This is a genomic window from Polymorphospora sp. A560 (genome assembly GCF_045781765.1).
GTDB classification, from domain to species: domain Bacteria; phylum Actinomycetota; class Actinomycetes; order Mycobacteriales; family Micromonosporaceae; genus Polymorphospora; species Polymorphospora lycopeni.
In genome coordinates, this window is record NZ_CP122282.1 from 4,023,398 (window position 1) to 4,038,761 (window position 15,364).

Annotated in this window: 13 protein-coding genes and 1 tRNA gene; 8 read left to right on the forward strand and 6 right to left on the reverse strand. The window is 72.4% G+C overall.

The window, feature by feature from the left end; genetic code table 11:
• The first annotated feature begins 11 nt into the window (after positions 1 to 11).
• Positions 12 to 791 (forward strand): phosphate ABC transporter ATP-binding protein PstB, encoded by a 780-nt coding sequence (gene pstB, locus QCD66_RS17955; RefSeq protein WP_357540930.1) that lies wholly within the window; start codon positions 12 to 14, stop codon positions 789 to 791.
• Between the two features lie 96 nt (positions 792 to 887).
• Here pstB and QCD66_RS17960 read toward each other — a convergent pair whose 3' ends face one another.
• The 3 genes from QCD66_RS17960 to QCD66_RS17970 all read right to left on the reverse strand — a co-directional run bounded on the left by QCD66_RS17960 (position 888) and on the right by QCD66_RS17970 (position 4,384).
• Positions 888 to 1,973, reverse strand: a complete 1,086-nt coding sequence (locus QCD66_RS17960) for a hypothetical protein (protein WP_375734208.1) — start codon at positions 1,971 to 1,973, stop codon at positions 888 to 890.
• A gap of 90 nt (positions 1,974 to 2,063) precedes the next feature.
• Positions 2,064 to 4,310 carry a hypothetical protein gene (locus QCD66_RS17965; RefSeq protein WP_375734209.1) on the reverse strand — a complete coding sequence of 749 codons (2,247 nt, stop codon included), beginning with the start codon at positions 4,308 to 4,310 and terminating at the stop codon, positions 2,064 to 2,066.
• Between the two features lie 2 nt (positions 4,311 to 4,312).
• Positions 4,313 to 4,384, reverse strand: a tRNA-Arg gene (locus QCD66_RS17970).
• 144 nt (positions 4,385 to 4,528) lie between these two features.
• Between QCD66_RS17970 and QCD66_RS17975 the strand changes: the two genes are divergently transcribed.
• Positions 4,529 to 5,530, forward strand: coding sequence for a tyrosine-type recombinase/integrase (locus QCD66_RS17975; RefSeq protein ID WP_375734210.1), 1,002 nt, complete (start codon positions 4,529 to 4,531; stop codon positions 5,528 to 5,530).
• A 10-nt stretch (positions 5,531 to 5,540) separates the two neighbouring features.
• Here the strand turns inward: QCD66_RS17975 and QCD66_RS17980 are convergent, their stop codons facing one another.
• Positions 5,541 to 7,097 carry a hypothetical protein gene (locus tag QCD66_RS17980; RefSeq protein WP_375734211.1) on the reverse strand — a complete coding sequence of 519 codons (1,557 nt, stop codon included), beginning with the start codon at positions 7,095 to 7,097 and terminating at the stop codon, positions 5,541 to 5,543.
• A 199-nt stretch (positions 7,098 to 7,296) separates the two neighbouring features.
• On the reverse strand, positions 7,297 to 8,130 hold the full coding sequence (locus tag QCD66_RS17985; protein ID WP_375734212.1) for a hypothetical protein: 834 nt from the start codon (positions 8,128 to 8,130) through the stop codon (positions 7,297 to 7,299).
• 507 nt (positions 8,131 to 8,637) lie between these two features.
• Between QCD66_RS17985 and QCD66_RS17990 the strand changes: the two genes are divergently transcribed.
• The 6 genes from QCD66_RS17990 to QCD66_RS18015 are packed head-to-tail and all read left to right on the forward strand — an operon-like array spanning position 8,638 to position 14,522.
• Positions 8,638 to 9,612 carry an amidohydrolase family protein gene (locus QCD66_RS17990; RefSeq protein ID WP_375734213.1) on the forward strand — a complete coding sequence of 325 codons (975 nt, stop codon included), beginning with the start codon at positions 8,638 to 8,640 and terminating at the stop codon, positions 9,610 to 9,612.
• Positions 9,609 to 10,823 carry an SfnB family sulfur acquisition oxidoreductase gene (locus QCD66_RS17995; RefSeq protein ID WP_375734214.1) on the forward strand — a complete coding sequence of 405 codons (1,215 nt, stop codon included), beginning with the start codon at positions 9,609 to 9,611 and terminating at the stop codon, positions 10,821 to 10,823. The genes QCD66_RS17990 and QCD66_RS17995 overlap by 4 nt, the downstream gene beginning before the upstream one ends.
• A 25-nt stretch (positions 10,824 to 10,848) precedes the next feature.
• Positions 10,849 to 11,715 carry an ABC transporter permease gene (locus QCD66_RS18000; protein ID WP_375734215.1) on the forward strand — a complete coding sequence of 289 codons (867 nt, stop codon included), beginning with the start codon at positions 10,849 to 10,851 and terminating at the stop codon, positions 11,713 to 11,715.
• Positions 11,712 to 12,443, forward strand: coding sequence for an ABC transporter ATP-binding protein (locus QCD66_RS18005; RefSeq protein WP_375734216.1), 732 nt, complete (start codon positions 11,712 to 11,714; stop codon positions 12,441 to 12,443). The genes QCD66_RS18000 and QCD66_RS18005 overlap by 4 nt, the downstream gene beginning before the upstream one ends.
• Positions 12,444 to 12,468: 25 nt before the next feature.
• Entirely contained in the window at positions 12,469 to 13,458 is a 990-nt protein-coding gene (locus tag QCD66_RS18010) for an ABC transporter substrate-binding protein (RefSeq protein ID WP_375734217.1), read from the forward strand.
• Positions 13,459 to 13,460: 2 nt separating this feature from the next.
• Positions 13,461 to 14,522 (forward strand): LLM class flavin-dependent oxidoreductase, encoded by a 1,062-nt coding sequence (locus QCD66_RS18015; RefSeq protein ID WP_375734218.1) that lies wholly within the window; start codon positions 13,461 to 13,463, stop codon positions 14,520 to 14,522.
• Positions 14,523 to 14,643: 121 nt separating this feature from the next.
• On the opposite strand, the gene QCD66_RS18020 is transcribed toward QCD66_RS18015, so the two are convergent.
• The gene (locus QCD66_RS18020; RefSeq protein ID WP_407567221.1) at positions 14,644 to 15,171 is read right to left on the reverse strand and encodes an RICIN domain-containing protein; all 528 of its coding nucleotides are present in this window, start codon (positions 15,169 to 15,171) and stop codon (positions 14,644 to 14,646) included.
• Positions 15,172 to 15,364: the final 193 nt, after the last annotated feature.

Sequence of the window (15,364 nt, forward strand, 5' to 3'; positions counted from 1 at the left end):
GAAGGACTCTCATGGCAAAGCAGATCGACGTCTCGGACCTGAACATCTACTACGGATCGTTCCTGGCCGTCGAGAACGTCAACATGATGATCGAGCCGCGCTCGGTGACCGCCCTGATCGGGCCGTCCGGATGCGGCAAGTCGACCTTCCTGCGGTCACTGAACCGGATGCACGAGGTGGTGCCCGGCGGCCGGGTCACCGGCAAGGTCGCCATGGACGGCCAGGACCTCTACGGCGACGGCGTCGACCCGGTCAACGTACGCCGCCACGTCGGCATGGTCTTCCAGCGCCCGAACCCGTTCCCGACGATGTCGATCTACGACAACGTCGCCGCCGGCGTGAAGCTGAACAGCGGCCGGATGCGCAAGGCCGACCTCGACGAACTGGTCGAGAAGACGCTGCGCGGGGCGAACCTGTGGGAAGAGGTCAAGGACCGGCTCAACCGGCCCGGCTCCAGCCTCTCCGGCGGCCAGCAGCAACGGCTGTGCATCGCCCGGGCCATCGCCGTCAAGCCGTCCGTGCTGCTGATGGACGAGCCGTGCTCGGCCCTCGACCCGATCTCCACCGTCGCGATCGAGGACCTGATGTACGAGCTGAAGAAGGAGTTCACGATCGTCATCGTGACCCACAACATGCAGCAGGCGGCCCGGGTCAGCGACCGGACCGGCTTCTTCAACATCGCCGGCACCGGCAAGCCCGGCAAGCTGATCGAGATGGACCGCACCCAGCGGATCTTCAGCAACCCGCAGGTCAAGGCGACCGAGGACTACATCACCGGCCGCTTCGGCTGACCGTCGCCGAAACCCCGACGCCCCGGCGCCAGCCTCCACCGGCCGCCGGGGCGTCGCACGTCCGGGCCGGCGGGTGGCATCACGGCAGACGGCGGCTCAGCAGACGGCGTCGACGAGCAGCACCCCGACCCGGTCCGGCTCGACCAGCAGCAGGCAGCCGTAGAAGCCCTCGCCGTCCTCGTGGGCCTCGAACGGCAGACCGATCCCGTACGCCAGCAGCGGCCCGCGCCCCGGATCACCGGTCACCCGCTCGGTCGCGCAGTCGAACAACTCCCGGGTCAGCAGGGCGACCAGCCGGTCGCCGGGAAACCCGGGCTGCGGCTCGTCGTCCGGGTCGTAGTCGCCGATCCGGCCCATCGCCCACGCCGCCGACCTGGCCAGGTCGAGGTTGTGCCGCTCGAAGTCGGCCCGTACGTGCGCGAGTTCCCCCCGGCCCAGCGGCGTCGGCACCTCGTCGTCCCACCGCTCGGCGATCTGCGCCCACCGCTCGGATGCCGCCCACCAGGCCCGGAACGCGGCGTCGGCGGCGGCCGGGGCGAGCCGGTCCAGGCCCAGCCCGTGCGTCTCGACCGTCGTCGTGATCTCCATCCGGTCGTTGTTCGACAGCCAGGCCAGCCCGGCCAGCACCTCGGCGACACCGCTGGTGCGGGTCGCCAGGTCGGGACGGTCGTCGACGGGTCCGGCCGGTGCCACGGTCACCCGCGTCGTACGACCGGCGCCGCCCCGGCCGAGCAGGTGCAGTTCCCGGCCGGCCGGGAAGCCGTCCGGCGCGGCGACCACCAGCCGCAGCAGGTCGCCCGACCCGTACGCGAACTGCCCGGCGAGATGCTCGACCAGGAGCCGGGTCCGCTCGTCGAGCGGCACCGGCCCGGCCGCGAACGTGTCGGCCAGCAGCCCGGCCACCACGGCGGCGACCTCGACGGGCGGCCGCTCCGGTGCCACGCCGGCCCCGGCCGGGACGAAGCGGTTCAGCGGCTCCGCGCCGACCGGATGCCGGCCGGGCCGGTCCGGGAACAGCCCGAACTCGGCGAGTTCGGCGGGCGATGGAACCGCCGCCCAGGCCTGCCCGACCGGGGTGGGCGCCTTCCCGAAGGCCGCGGTGACCCGCCACAGCCGGGCACCGGTGTCCGGATCGGACGGCGTCCAGCAGTCGAGCAGACGTACGGTCGCGGCCAGGGTCACCGGTGCCTCCTCGGGGTGGGGCTCGACAGTGGATCTCAAGGTACCCGGCGCCGTCGCGCCCGCGCCGGATCACCGAAGCCCGGCCGGCGGCTAGCCCAGCCAGTGCCGGCCGACGGCCCAGCCGAGCAGACGCCGTCCGGAGCCGGCGGTGCCGTCCGGGCCGAAGCCGCCACCGGCGACCACGTGGCCCAGGCCGTCGAGGGCCGGGCCGAGCCGGTCGCGGACGTACGGCGGCTGCCGGTCCAGGTCGTCCCACAGCAGCCCGACGGCGGCGGTCGGGTCGACGCCCGGCATCGACAGGTGGAAGAGCATCTGGCGCCAGGCGTACGCGGTGTCCTTGACGGTCGGCAGCGGGCGCGGGTTGTGCTGGATCCGGGCGGTCAGCGTCGCCGCCGTGGCGAACGTACGCCGGGCCAGGTCCGGCCAGCCGGCGGCGGGGGAGACGCCGACCGTCACCAGGGTGGCGAGGTTGTGGGTGGTGAGGATCTGCGCCTGCTCGATCACCATTCCGTTCGCGGCGACCGAACACCGGCCGCCGGTGCCGGCCCGGGCCAGGCACAGCGCGTCGAACGCGGGCGAGGTGGCGGCGGCGTGCCGGCCGCGCCGGTCGACGTCGTCGATCCGGGCCAGGGCCGCGTAGTCGATGCCGTAGTAGCGCTCGTACAGGGTGCCGGCGAGCAGCTCACCGGCGACCTTGGCTGCGGTGAGGAACTTGCCGGAGAAGGTGCCCTCGAAGATGTCGGCGGCCAGCTCCTCCACCCAGGGCAGGCCGAGGCCGGCTTCGCGGGCGAGGCCGGCGAGCTGGCGCACCATCGGGTTCGGCAGCACCGTGGCCGGGAACGAGTCGAGGGTGAGCTGGCCGAGCCGGCGCAGCGCCGCGCCCGCGTCGTCGCGGGTGCCGTCGGTGGTGTGCCGGTGCCCGGCGATAGCCCGTACCCAGGGCAGTTCGTCGAACCGGACCTGGTGTTCGAGGTTGCGCAGCAGCAGCGACCGGCGGTTGCCGAAGGCGTGGTGGGTGGCGGCGACGAGAACCCGTAGGGTCTCGTCGGGGTACGCCGCCCCGGTGACGGCCGCGGCGATCCGCGGCACGAGCCGGGCCAGCACCTCGGCCGACGGTACGACGCCGGCGGCGACCAGTTCCTCGACGGTGCCGGCCCGGCCGCGGGCGACGACCCGGCGGATCGGTTCCGGAACGGCGGCGCCGGCCGGGGCACCCTGCTCGCCGGCACGGACCGGGGCGGTGCGGGCCGCGACGTCGGTGATCCCGACGTCCGGGGACAGGTCGGCCAGCCGGTCGCCGACGAGCCGGGCGAAGGCGTGGTGGGTCGGCGCGGTGCCGGTCACCGCCTGCCGGGTACGCAGGGCGGTGTGTTCCGGCGAGCCCGGCCGGCCGCGGCGGCGCAGCATCGAGTCGACGGCGTGCTGCAGCAGCCCCCGGGACCTCGGCGTCAGCCCGGCCCCGTACACCATGTCCTGCACGGCCGCGCGCAGGATGGCGAGGTTCTCCTTCTTCCGCCGGTGCTTGCCGCACCGCCGGTGCACGGTGGCGAGCCGCTCGTAGTGGTCGAGCAGGGTGGTGGCCCGGTCCCGCCACCGGTCGTCGAAGCGTACGGCGACGCGGCCGTCGACGACGGTGTCCAGCCACAGCGCCAGCAGCCGGTCGGCGAACGGGTTCCAGACGGTCAGCGCCTCACGCATCGCCTCGATCCGCTCGTCGGGGCGGCGCCGGGCCAGGTTGGCGCGGACCTCGCCGGCCGTCTCCCGCCACACGACCGCCGGGTCGGGGGCCGGCACGTCGCGCGGCACCGGCGCGAACCGCAGCCGGTCGGCGTACGGGCCGATCTCGTCCAGCAGTGCCAGCGCGACCTCCCGGTCACCGGCTCCGAGCAGCCACGCCACGACCGGCAGCGCCGCCTCCTCGGGCACGTCGACCAGGTAGGTGCCGGCGCGCAGCGACGCGACCAGGTCGGCGAGCCCCGCCTCGGTCAGGTGGTGGGCGAACAGGGCACGGCGTTGGGCGGGTCGGCCGGTCCGGTCGGCGAGCGCGGTCTCGTGCGGCAGCAGCGGTCCGCCGGCCATGGCCTTGCCGGTGGCGAAGCCGCCGCGGACCACCTCGGGCGTCACCCAGGCGGGCCGGCCGGCGACCGGGGTGCGCGACCCGATGGTCAGGACGCCGTTCAGCATGCCGCGCAACACGGATTCCCACCGGTGCAGCCGCTCGTCGGCCCGCTGCCGGGTGTCGGCGTCCTCGTGCCCGGTCGAGGTCGCGAACGCCTTGGCCAACTGGGTCGTCGGGTAGCCGGTGCCGATCCGCTTCTCGTGCTCGTTGCCGTCCATCGCCAACGTGGCGGGTACCGCCCCCGCGCCCTCCGGGGCCGAAGCCCGGTGCTCTGCTGCTGAGCTACACGCTGTCACCGGCCGTATGGTGATCATGCCGGTCGGGCGACCATACCGGACCGTTCCGACACACCGCACCGGCATAACGACGGCCGAGGAATGATCTCTCCGCGCGTCGCGTCGTGCCGGTCCGGCGCGGGTGCGGGAAACTGTCCGGCATGCCGGCCACCCCACCGTCCGCCCTCGTTCCGCGCGCCACCGCCGTGCCGGCCCCCGGCGGCGGCGCGACCGACTTCACCGAGGCGTGGCTGCGCAACCGGCGGCTGTCCGAGCACACCCGCGACGCCTACCGGCGGGACGTCGCCGGCTGGCTCGTTTGGTGCGCGGCGCGGTCGGTGGAGCCGCTGGCGGTGACGTTCCTCGACGTCAACGCGTACGCCCGCGAGCTGGAGTCCGGTGTGGACCCGCGCAGCGGCCGGCCGGTCGCCGCGTCGACCGTGGCCCGCAAGCTGTCGGCGCTGTCGAGCTGGTACGACTTCCTGGTCAAGCTGCGTGCGCTGGACGCCAACCCGGTCACCGGCGCCGACCGGCCACGGCTCAACCGCGACCACTCGGCGACCGTCGGCCTGGCCCCGGACGAGGTCGACGCGCTGCTCGCCGCCGCCGACGCGGCGAGCGGTCCGACCGCGGCCCGCAACCGGGCCGCCGTCGCCCTGCTCGCCGACCTCGGGCTGCGGGTCGGTGAACTCGTCTCGCTCGACGTCGCCGACCTCGGCCACGAGCGGGGACACCGCAGCGTCCGGTTCGTCGGCAAGGGCGGCCGGCCGCGCCGGCGGGCGTTGACCCCGTCGACCGCGTACGCCGTCGACGCGTACCTGACCGACCGGGCGGTGACCGCCCGGGTACGGCTCGACGAGCTGACCGGCCCGCTGCTGGTGACCGCCACCGGTGGGCGGCTGGACCGGCACGCCGTCTTCCGGCTGGTCCGCAGGCTGGCGAAGGAGGCCGGCATCCCGGCCTGGTCGAGGCTGTCGCCGCACTCGCTGCGGCACGCGTTCGCGACGACCGCCCGGGCCGAGGGGGTGCCGCTGGAGGACGTCCAGGACGCGATGGGGCATGCCGACCCGCGTACGACCCGCCGCTACGACCGGGACCGGCACAACCTGGACCGGGATCCGGCGTACGCGATCTGGGCGGCGCGGGCCCGCCGCCGCACCTGAACCCGCGCCCCTACGCTCCGGACGGCGGCGTCCGGAGCAGCCAGGAGGCGGTGGCCCGGGCGCTTTCCGGCATCGTCGGGTCGTTGCCGAGGTCGGCGAGCAGGTCGTGGTGCCGGTCGGTGCCGATCCCGTAGACCAGCCCCTGCATGATCCGCTCCTGCACCTCGGTGCCGGTACGGCTGCCCTGCGCGGCCTGGGCGCCGATGACCTGTCGCCACACGTGCACCGGGAACGTGCCGGCGCAGTGCGGGGCCGCCCAGGCGGCGACGGACCGGTCCGCCGGGCTGACACCGGGGGCGGTGAGTATCTCGGCGAGCAGCGGGCGGTGGGCGTCGGTGCCCAGCGTGGTCAGCGTACGCAGGCCGGCGCCGACCGGGATGCCACCGGTGCGGGTGGACACCGAACGCCGTAGCACCGACAGCACCGCCCGGATGACCGGCGTCCGGTACGGCGTGGCCGAGATGGTCATCGTGGCGAGGAACCGGCGCTCGGTGTTCGGGCTGAACAGCAGCTCGTCGACGAGGCCGGTGAGCACGTCGTCGTCGGTCGCGGCGGCGTCGAGTTCGCGCTGGGCCTGCTGCGCGATCCGGTGGCTGATCCGCTCGTGCCCGTCCATCGGCCGGCCGGGGGAGAGGTGGCGGCCCGCCGCGAGCAGAGTGTTGCGGACCCGGGCTTCGACCCGTGGCCGCCGGCGCAGCACCGATCGGCTCAGGTAGGAGACCAGGAAGCGGTCGTCGGGGGTGAGCGTGGCGTCGTCGGCGAGGGCGGCGAGGGAGCGGGCGAGCCGGTCCTCCTGCGCGGCGTCGAAGTGTCCGGCCGGGAGCTTGCGGATCGTGGCCAGCATCGCCGCGTGCTGGGAGCGGGGGCCGCCGGGGGTGTCGAGCTGACCGAGCAGATAGTCGTTCGCCGGGCGTTGCGCGGTCGTGTCCAGCAACGCGATCGGCTCGACGAAGGCGGTGGAGCCCGGCATCCGGGCGAAGTCCACGCAGGTCGTGGCGACGAACCGGCCGGCGACCGGGTGTTCGAGCAACCGGCACATCGCCTCCTGGCGCAGCAGCCAGGACGGCCCCTCGGAAACCATCAGCTCGGGCAGCAACCGTTCGGCGAGCCGCTGCCAGATCGTCTCGGGAAACAGCACGAGCGCCGGATGGCCGGACACGAGCTTGGCGAGTTCGATCCAGCTCTGCCCGGTCATGTCGCCGGGATGTTCGGCCCGGCGCAGGAGTTCGTAGAGCCGGTCCTCGTCCGGGCGCGGCAGCCCGCCCGGCGGGTTGCGGTCGGCGGGCCGCGGGACCGAGAAGTACCGCATGATCAGGTCGGTCACCACGACGAGGGAGTCGGCCGGCAGGCCGAGCAGATGCTCGTAGCGGGCGACGACGGCCCGCGAAGCGGCAAGCTGTCCGCTCTCCCAACGTGTCACGTGCGACGGAGCCAGTTCGCGGGTCGGCTCCTCGGCCCGGAACGCGGCGGCGAAGTTCCGGCCCACCCGAAGCCCGGGGTCGGGCCCCAGTCGCCGGTTGACCCGGAGCAACCAGCCGACCTGCCGAGCGGCGACCGAGGGTGACATTCCGCCAGCGTCGAGTAATCGTTTGATCCAGTCAACCCGACGAATGTCCACTCGGGACGGCGGCCGTGACGGTTCGTCGCCATGACTTCGGGGCGACCCGGTAGCTGTTCGGCTCCACAGCGAATTCGCTGTGGATACGCCGAATTCGCTGTGAGCCGCGACAGCAACCCCCACGCCTCCGTGCCGCCGAGTCGGGGCGTCAGGCCAGGAGTCGACGCAGGATCGGCGCGACCGCCGCGACGACCGCCCGCTCGTCCGGCTGGTGGACGGCCCAGTTGAGGACACCGAGCGCCACGACGGGTGGCCCCGAGGCCGCCGCGGTGAGGAGATCGGCTTCGGGCAGGGTGGCCAGGAGCCGCCGTACGAGCACACCCTCGCCCCACAGTGCCTCGGTGGGGAACGGCAGCCGGCCAAGCCAGTTCAGCAGCATCGCCGCACGGGCCACCGGGACCGGTTCGGTGGTGGCGAGCCGTTCGGCGAGCGCAGTTACCCGGTCCTGCGGCAGTTCGGCGGCAAGGTTGCCGGCCACGCCGACCAGATCGTCGCGGAGGGCTTCCGGCACCTGCCGCTCGGCGAGCACCGCCGGCGCCGACGCGGGACGGAACTGCGGCTCGCCGGATCTCTCGTCGTATCCAAGTTCCTGCACCAGTGGGGCCAGCAGGCCGCCGACGACGTTGGCGACGCCGTACTCGGAGAGGAAGAGCGTCAGGGCCGTCGGTGCGGCCACATCCAGGTCGTCGCGGAATCTCGACCGCTCCCACGAGACGCTGCCGTGCCCGTGGATGGTGGCGCTGCCCAGAATCCGGTCGTCGGCGTCATGCAGCGTCAGGGTCGGGCCACCGGGGCAGCGGCAGATGTCGACGGTGAACCGGCCGGTCGTGGTGAGTTCCCGCAGGGTGGCCAGGCGGGCGCGGTCGACGATCTCCGCTCGGATCTCGCGCTCGGCCAGCGGGCCGCCGAGCAGGCCGCCCGCGAGGAGGCGCGCGGTATGCGTGCGTGCCCACACGTCCGGCAGCCAGTCCGTCAGCAGCATCGCGCCATCGTAGGGGCGTCTGCCGCACGCCGGGGCACGGCACCTCGCCCGCGTGATCGTCTGCGCTTCAGGCGGTGGCCGTACGGCGTGTCGACCGCCTGGGCAGCAGACGATCATGGCGTGTCCGCAATGGCGGAGACCGGGGCGCTGCGGGTGGATTCGCTGGTCAGCGTACGGGTGAGTGTCCCGCATCGTGGACGCTTTCTTGTTAATTCCTATGGGATGAGTAGGGTTAGTTTCGTGATCAAGAAGCAGTGCACCGCCACCCTGTGTCGGGCCTAGCCAGCCACCCGCCGGCCTGACCTCCTCGGCCGACGCCTTCCGTTCCGGTGCTCTCGAAGGGTGCCGCACCGTTCGGGCGCGTCCCCACCCCGGGCCGCCCCGACTCCGGGCATCCCGGCCCGCCCGTTCCGGTGCCCGCGGATCGCCTGTCCCACGACCTGGAACCGCGCCCACCGGCCATCGACCAGCCGTCGCATTCCCACCGCTCACAGAGGTCAGATCAGTATGCCCGAAACCGCCCAGCCGGCGATCGTGGACTTCCACGTCCACTACGTCGACCCCGCCCACCCGCCCGCCCTCTGGGCCAACGCCCGACCCGAGATCGCCAAGCTGCGCGAGCGGACCGTACGCCGGATCGTCGACATCGACGACGTGCTGGCATCGGCGGCGGCCGGCTCGATCGCGACCCGGGTCCTCAACGCCCCGCCGTCGCTGGTCGCCCCCGCCGGCACCACCCTGCCGCCGGCGACCGTACGGGCGATCAACGACCACCTCGCCGGGCAGGTCGCCGCCCATCCCGGCCGGCTGCTCGGGCTGGCCACCATCGACGCCTGGCAGGGCGAGGCCGCCGCCGACGAACTCCGCCGCGCGGTCACCGAACTCGGCCTGTCCGGCGCGGTCCTCGACGCCGCCGCCGGGGGCGGCGACCGGCTGCTCGACGACCCGGCCGCGTTCCCGACGCTGCGCACCGCCGCGGAACTCGGCGTACCGGTCTTCGTGCACCCGATCAACCCGCGCGGCCTCACCGAGCAACTCGAAGGCGTCGGCCGCGCCGGCACCCTGCTCGCCCGGGGCACGATCGACGCGGGCAGCCTGCTGGCCCTGCTCAACTCGACCGTCCTGGACGACCTGCCCGGGCTGCGGGTCGTCATCCCGCTGATCGGCGCCCCGGCGCTGCTGATCGGCGCCTTCACCGGCCTGGTCGAGCGGATCAGCCGGCACGCGCCCGACCACCTGCGCCGGCACGTGTACGTCGACACGATGGGCTTCGACCCGGCCAGCATCCGCTACCTGGTCGACGTCGTCGGCGCCGACCACGTACTCGTCGGGTCGGACTCGCCGATCGTCGCCGAGTCGATCGACCGCGCCGGCGTCCTCGCCGCGCTCGCCGCCGCCGGCCTGGACGAGGCGGGTGTGGCGGCCGTCGCCGGCGGCAACGCCCGCCGCCTGCTCGGCGTACCCGAGACGGTGCCGGCATGACCACGCGGGCCGACACCAGGCCGGCCGCCGTCATCACCGACGGGACCGAGGCGGTACGCGTCGCCACCGAGCTGGCCGGGCGGTTCGCGCCCGGTGCCCGGGAACGCGACCGGGACCGCGTGGTGCCGCGCGCCGAACTGGAACGGATCGCCCGGTCCGGGCTGCTCGGCATCACCGTGCCGCGCGACGCCGGTGGTGCCCAGGTGAGCCACCGCGTGCTCGCCGACGTCTTCCGGATCCTGGCCGTCGCCGACGCCTCCATCAGCCAGGTGCTCCAGAACCACTTCGTCTTCGTACGGGTGCTCAAGGACCGGGGCACCCCGGCCCAGCGGGAGTTCTTCCACGCCGAACTGCTGCGCGGCGCCCGCTTCGGCAACGCGATGGCCGAGCGGGGCGTCGACCGGCGCAAGGGCGAGACCAGCACGTCGCTGCGCAGCCTCGACGGCACGACCGACCTGCTGCTGAACGGCCGCAAGTACTACACGACCGGCGCCGCCACCGCCGACTGGGTGCCGGTGAAGACGAAGGACCCCGACGGCGGCGACGCCGTCGCCTTCGTGGAACAGGGCAGCCCCGGGCTGTCGTTCGGCGGCGACTGGTCGGCCCTCGGCCAGCGCGGCACGCACAGCGGCACCACCCTGCTCACCGACGTACGGGTGCCGGCGGACCGGGTCGTCGCCTGGCCGTACAGCGCCGACGAACTGCGTACGGCCGGCGCCGCCGGGCAACTGCTGCACGCGGCGATCGACGTCGGCATCGCCGAGGGAGCACTGGCCGCCGCGGCCGAGTACGTCCGGACCCGTACCCGGGCCTACGCCGACAGCCCCTGGGACCGGGCCGCCGACGAACACCACCTGATCAACGACGTCGGCCGGCAGGCGGTGCAGGTACGGGCGGCCCGGGCGCTGCTGGAACGGGCCGCCGACGCGGTCGACGCCGCCGAGGCCGACCCGGTCCTCGACCCCGACAGGGTCGCCGAGGCGTCGCTGTCGGTCGCCGCCGCGCGGGCGTTCACCGCGGAGACGGCGGTGACCACGGCCAGCGAGCTGTTCTCGTACGCCGGCACCAGCGCCACCGACGAGGAGCACGGCCTGGACCGGTTCTGGCGCGACGCCCGCACCCACACCCTGCACGACCCGACCCGCTGGAAGTACCACCACATCGGCAACCACGTCCTCAACGGCGTCGCACCGCGCGGGCCGCTGCTGTGAACACCGTACGAAGGGATGATCCGCGATGACCGCGACAGTCCTGTCCACCCCGGACGGGTCGGTCGGACCCGCCCCACGACCACGGGCCCCGGAGGCCAAGGCCCCCAGAAAGACGGGCTCGCTGCGCCGCCGCGTCCTCAAGTCCGGCCGGCGGGTGCTGGTGCCCGTGCTCCTCGTCGCCGTGTGGCAGCTCGCGTCCAGCGTCGGCTGGCTCAACCCGACGACGTTCGCCAGCCCCGGCATGGTCTGGGACCGGTTCGTCGAGTTCGCCGCCAGCGGCGTACTGGCCGACAACGTGCTCGCCTCCCTGCGCCGGGTGGTCCTCGGGCTGCTGATCGGCGTCGCGGTCGGGATCGTGCTCGGGCTCGCCACCGGCCTGTCCCGGGTCGCCGACGAACTCGTCGACCCGCCGCTGCAGATGCTGCGCGCCGTACCGACGCTCGGCCTGATGCCGCTGCTGCTGCTCTGGCTCGGCATCGACGAGGCGCTGAAGGTCGGCCTGGTCGCGATCGGCGTGATCTTCCCGATCTACCTGAACTTCAGCAAGGGCATCCGCTCGGTCGACCCCCGGTTCCGCGAACTCGCGCAGAGCTGCGGCGCCTCCCGGTGGACGGTGATCCGGCACATCATCCTGCCCGGGGCGCTGCCGCACCTGCTGATCGGGCTGCGGTTCTCGCTCGCGATCGCCTGGCTCAGCCTGGTCTTCGGCGAGACCGTCGCCGCCGACTCCGGCATCGGCTACATGCTGACCCGCGCCAAGGACTTCCTGCAGACCGACACGATCGTGCTCTGCCTGGCGCTGTACGCGCTGCTCGGCCTGGCGATCGAGAGCCTGGTCCGGGTCATCGAGTGGAAGACCCTGTCCTGGCGCCGAGAGTTCGTGGACTCATGAGCGTGCGAATCGGAATCTCCGTACGTGGGCTGCGTAAGCACTACGGCAGCCGGCTCATTCTCGACACCGTCGACCTGGCGGTACGCCGGGGCGAGTTCCTGGTCATCGTCGGCGAGAGCGGCGGCGGCAAGAGCACCCTACTGCGCGCCCTGGCCGCCCTCGACACCGACCACGAGGGCGAGGTCGTCGTCGAACAGCCGGTCGCGGTCGGCTTCCAGGACGCCCGGCTGCTGCCGTGGCGCACGGTGTGGGAGAACGTCGTCTTCGGGCTGCCGGGCAGCCGGTCGGCGCTGCGCCGGCAGGCCGTCGAGGTGCTCGCCGAGGTCGGCCTCGAAGCCCGCGCCGACGTCTGGCCGAACACCCTGTCCGGCGGCGAGGCGCAGCGCACCGCCCTCGCCCGCGCCCTGGTCCGGCGGCCTGCCGTACTGCTGCTCGACGAGCCGTTCGGCGCCCTCGACGCGCTGACCCGGCTGCGGATGCAGGCCCTGGTGCACTCGCTGTGGAAGGCGCACGGCTTCACCACCGTCCTGGTCACCCACGACGTCGACGAGGCGATCGTGCTCGCCGACCGGATCCTCGTGCTGACCGACGGCCGGCTCGCCGACGAGATCAGACCCGACTTCGCCGGCGCCCGTACCCGCGAGGACCCCGGCTTCGAACGGACCCGGCTGCGGATCCTCGAACAACTCGGGGCCGCCCACTACGAAACCGAACTCGGCCGGCACTGACCGGCACAGATACGAAAGGCACGTCATGTTCACGCGCAGTTCCCGGCAGGCGACCATCGCCGCCACCACCGCTCTCGCCGCCGCGCTCGCCGTGGCCGGCTGCGGCGGGGGCGGCGACGACGCGGCCGCCGCCGACGGCACCGTCTCGCTCACCCTGGTCACCACCGACCTGTACGGCTACACCCCGCTGTTCGAGGCGAAAGACCTCCAGGTGCCAGGGGTGAAGATCATGTACCGGGAGTTCGCCAACTCGGTCGAACTGAATTCCGCGATGGAGGCCGGCCAGATCGACATCTCCGACACCGGCGACATCGGACCGATCAACGCGGCCGCGTCCGGCAGCCGGCAGAAGGTGATCGGCTGCACGAAGCCCAACGACCAGAACATCAAGTACATCGTGCGCCGCGACTCCGGCATCACCTCCTTCGCCGACCTGCGCGGCAAGCGGGTCGGGATGCCGATCCGGTCCAACCACGGCCTGCTCTACGAGCGGCTGCTGAAGAAGAACAACCTGACCGACAACGACGTGAAGGCCGTCAACATCTCCGGTGCCGACGGCGTCAACGCCCTGGTCAAGGGCGACATCGAGGCGTACTCGGCGAACGCGCCCGGCTCGCCGGACATCCTGGAGCGCTTTCCGGACCTGGTCGAGATCGACGGGATCGCCGGCACCGTCAACAACCTGTACTGCCTGCGGGTCAGCCCGCAGGCGTACGAGAAGAAGCACGAGGCGCTGCGGGCGTTCTTCCGGGCGGCGGCCGAGCTGGGGCTGTGGGCTTCGCAGCACCCGGACGAGGCGGCCGAACTGGTCAAGCCGCACGTCGACTACAGCCTGGCGACGCTGTCCACCACCTTCAAGATCAGTGGGGCGGGCTACCAGCCGATCGACGACGCGTTCCTGCTCCAGCAGCAGGCGTTCGCCGACGAACTGCTCGACGTTGAGTTCATCGACAAGCCGGTCGACGTGAAGCAGATCTTCGTCGGCGACTTCAACGACGAACTCCCGAAGGGCTGACCATGAGCACCTCACCGCGCCTGGGGGTGTGGACCCCGATCAGCGGCAACTGGGCCGTACGCGACCACCCCGACGAGCACCTCGACGGCAGCTACGCCGACAACCGGCGTACGGTCGTTGACGCCGAACGCCTCGGCTACGACACCACCCTCATCGCCCAGCACACCATCAACCCCGGCGACGACGGCGGCGACGTCATCGACACCTGGACCACGGCGGCGGCGATCGCCGAGGCCACCTCCCGCATCGAGTTCATCGCCGCGATCAAGCCGTTCCTCTACAACCCCGGCGTGCTGGCGAAGATGGCGACCCAGATCAGCCACATCAGCCAGGGCCGGTTCGCGATCAACCTGGTGTCCGGCTGGTTCCTGCCCGAGATCACCAAACTCGGCCTGCCGTTGATCGACCACGACCGCCGCTACGACTACTCCCGCGAATGGCTCTCCATCGTGGAGCAGGCGTGGGGGGAGGGCCCGGTGACGTACGCCGGCGACCACCTGCGGGCCGAGGAGCTGCGGCTGCGGCCGCGGCCGTACGGCGACACCCCGCCGGTGGTCTACTTCGGCGGCGAGTCGGAGCCGGCCCGGGTGCTGGCCGCCGAGGCCGCCGACGTGTTCCTGATCAACGGCCGGCCGTTGGACGGGCCGGACGGGGTGAAGGCCGTCATCGCCGACCTGCTGTCCCGCCCCCGGCCGTACCGTGACCCGCTGCGGTTCGGGCTGACCAGCTTCCTGATCGCCCGCCCGACGCAGGAGGAGGCGGACGAGGAGTTCGAGAAGCTGTGGCGGCTCACGCAGGCGCAGCGTAGGCCGATCGCGGGCGCCGACCCGGCCCGGGTGATGGGCCGCAACGCGGTCGGGGTGGCCAGCGTCGGCACCAACGGGGGGACGCTGTCCGGACTGGTCGGCAGCTACGCCCAGATCGCCGACCGGATCAGCGGCTTCGTCGACGCGGGCGTGGACACGTTCCTGTTCCAGTTCCAGCCGCATTTCGCCGAGATGGAACGCTTCGCCACCGAGGTCGCCCCGCTGCTGCGCTCGCGACACGGCGCTCCGGCCGTCTAGTCGGGTGGGCCCGCGCCGCACGGCGCGGGCCCACCCGACTTCGTCACACGGATTCCGTGGACGGCCATTCATTCACGTTCACGCGCGGCGGGAGTAGCCGCCGAATGAGGTCGTCTCCACCTCACCACAGTAGTTGCCACCAGTGGTCGTCCGCCGTCAGGCAACTGTATATACCGAGTGCCGCGCCGTTGCCGCCGACACAGCTATCACCCTTGACGTTTCTGAGCAGTTCGTCCTCGAAATAGAAGAGCTGGTTGTCGTTGGGGCTGGGTATGCAGGTTCGCTGGATCAGCGCGGTCCCGTTCGCGGGTGTGGCGGTGCCCGGTAGGTCCACGCACAGTCCGCTCTTTGCGTTACGGATCGTGAAGCTGGAGAATCCGGGGCGGTAGTCCACGTACCACCGCTGGTTGTCGGCGTCGGTGTTGTCGCAGGTGTACTGGATGACGGGGTCGCCGGGGCGGCCCGCCCCGGCGCCGGCGAGGTCCATGCACTTGCCGGTCACGGGGTTGTAGATGTTGAAGGGGCCCGCTGCTGTCGGGTCGACGATCGAATTGCTTCTTGTGGCGGGTGGTGCCGGTGTGGAAGAATTCGGGGAGTCGGTTTTGGTAAGGGTTGAGAGTCCGAGAACGGCTATCGCCGGCAACGTCATCGTGGCAGCGATTTTCCAGACATTCCTCAATGTGACGCCTCCCCGCTTTTTGTGCCGATGGGCGCGCTGGTAGTGCCATTGCGGGAGTTGTGGCTACTGTTGTAGCCATCAATAGGCTATCCGCTTGCGCAAGCTCGGTACAAGGCTTGAATTCGGGGCGGGCGCGTGCAGCGACCAGTCGCCGCGGAAAAGC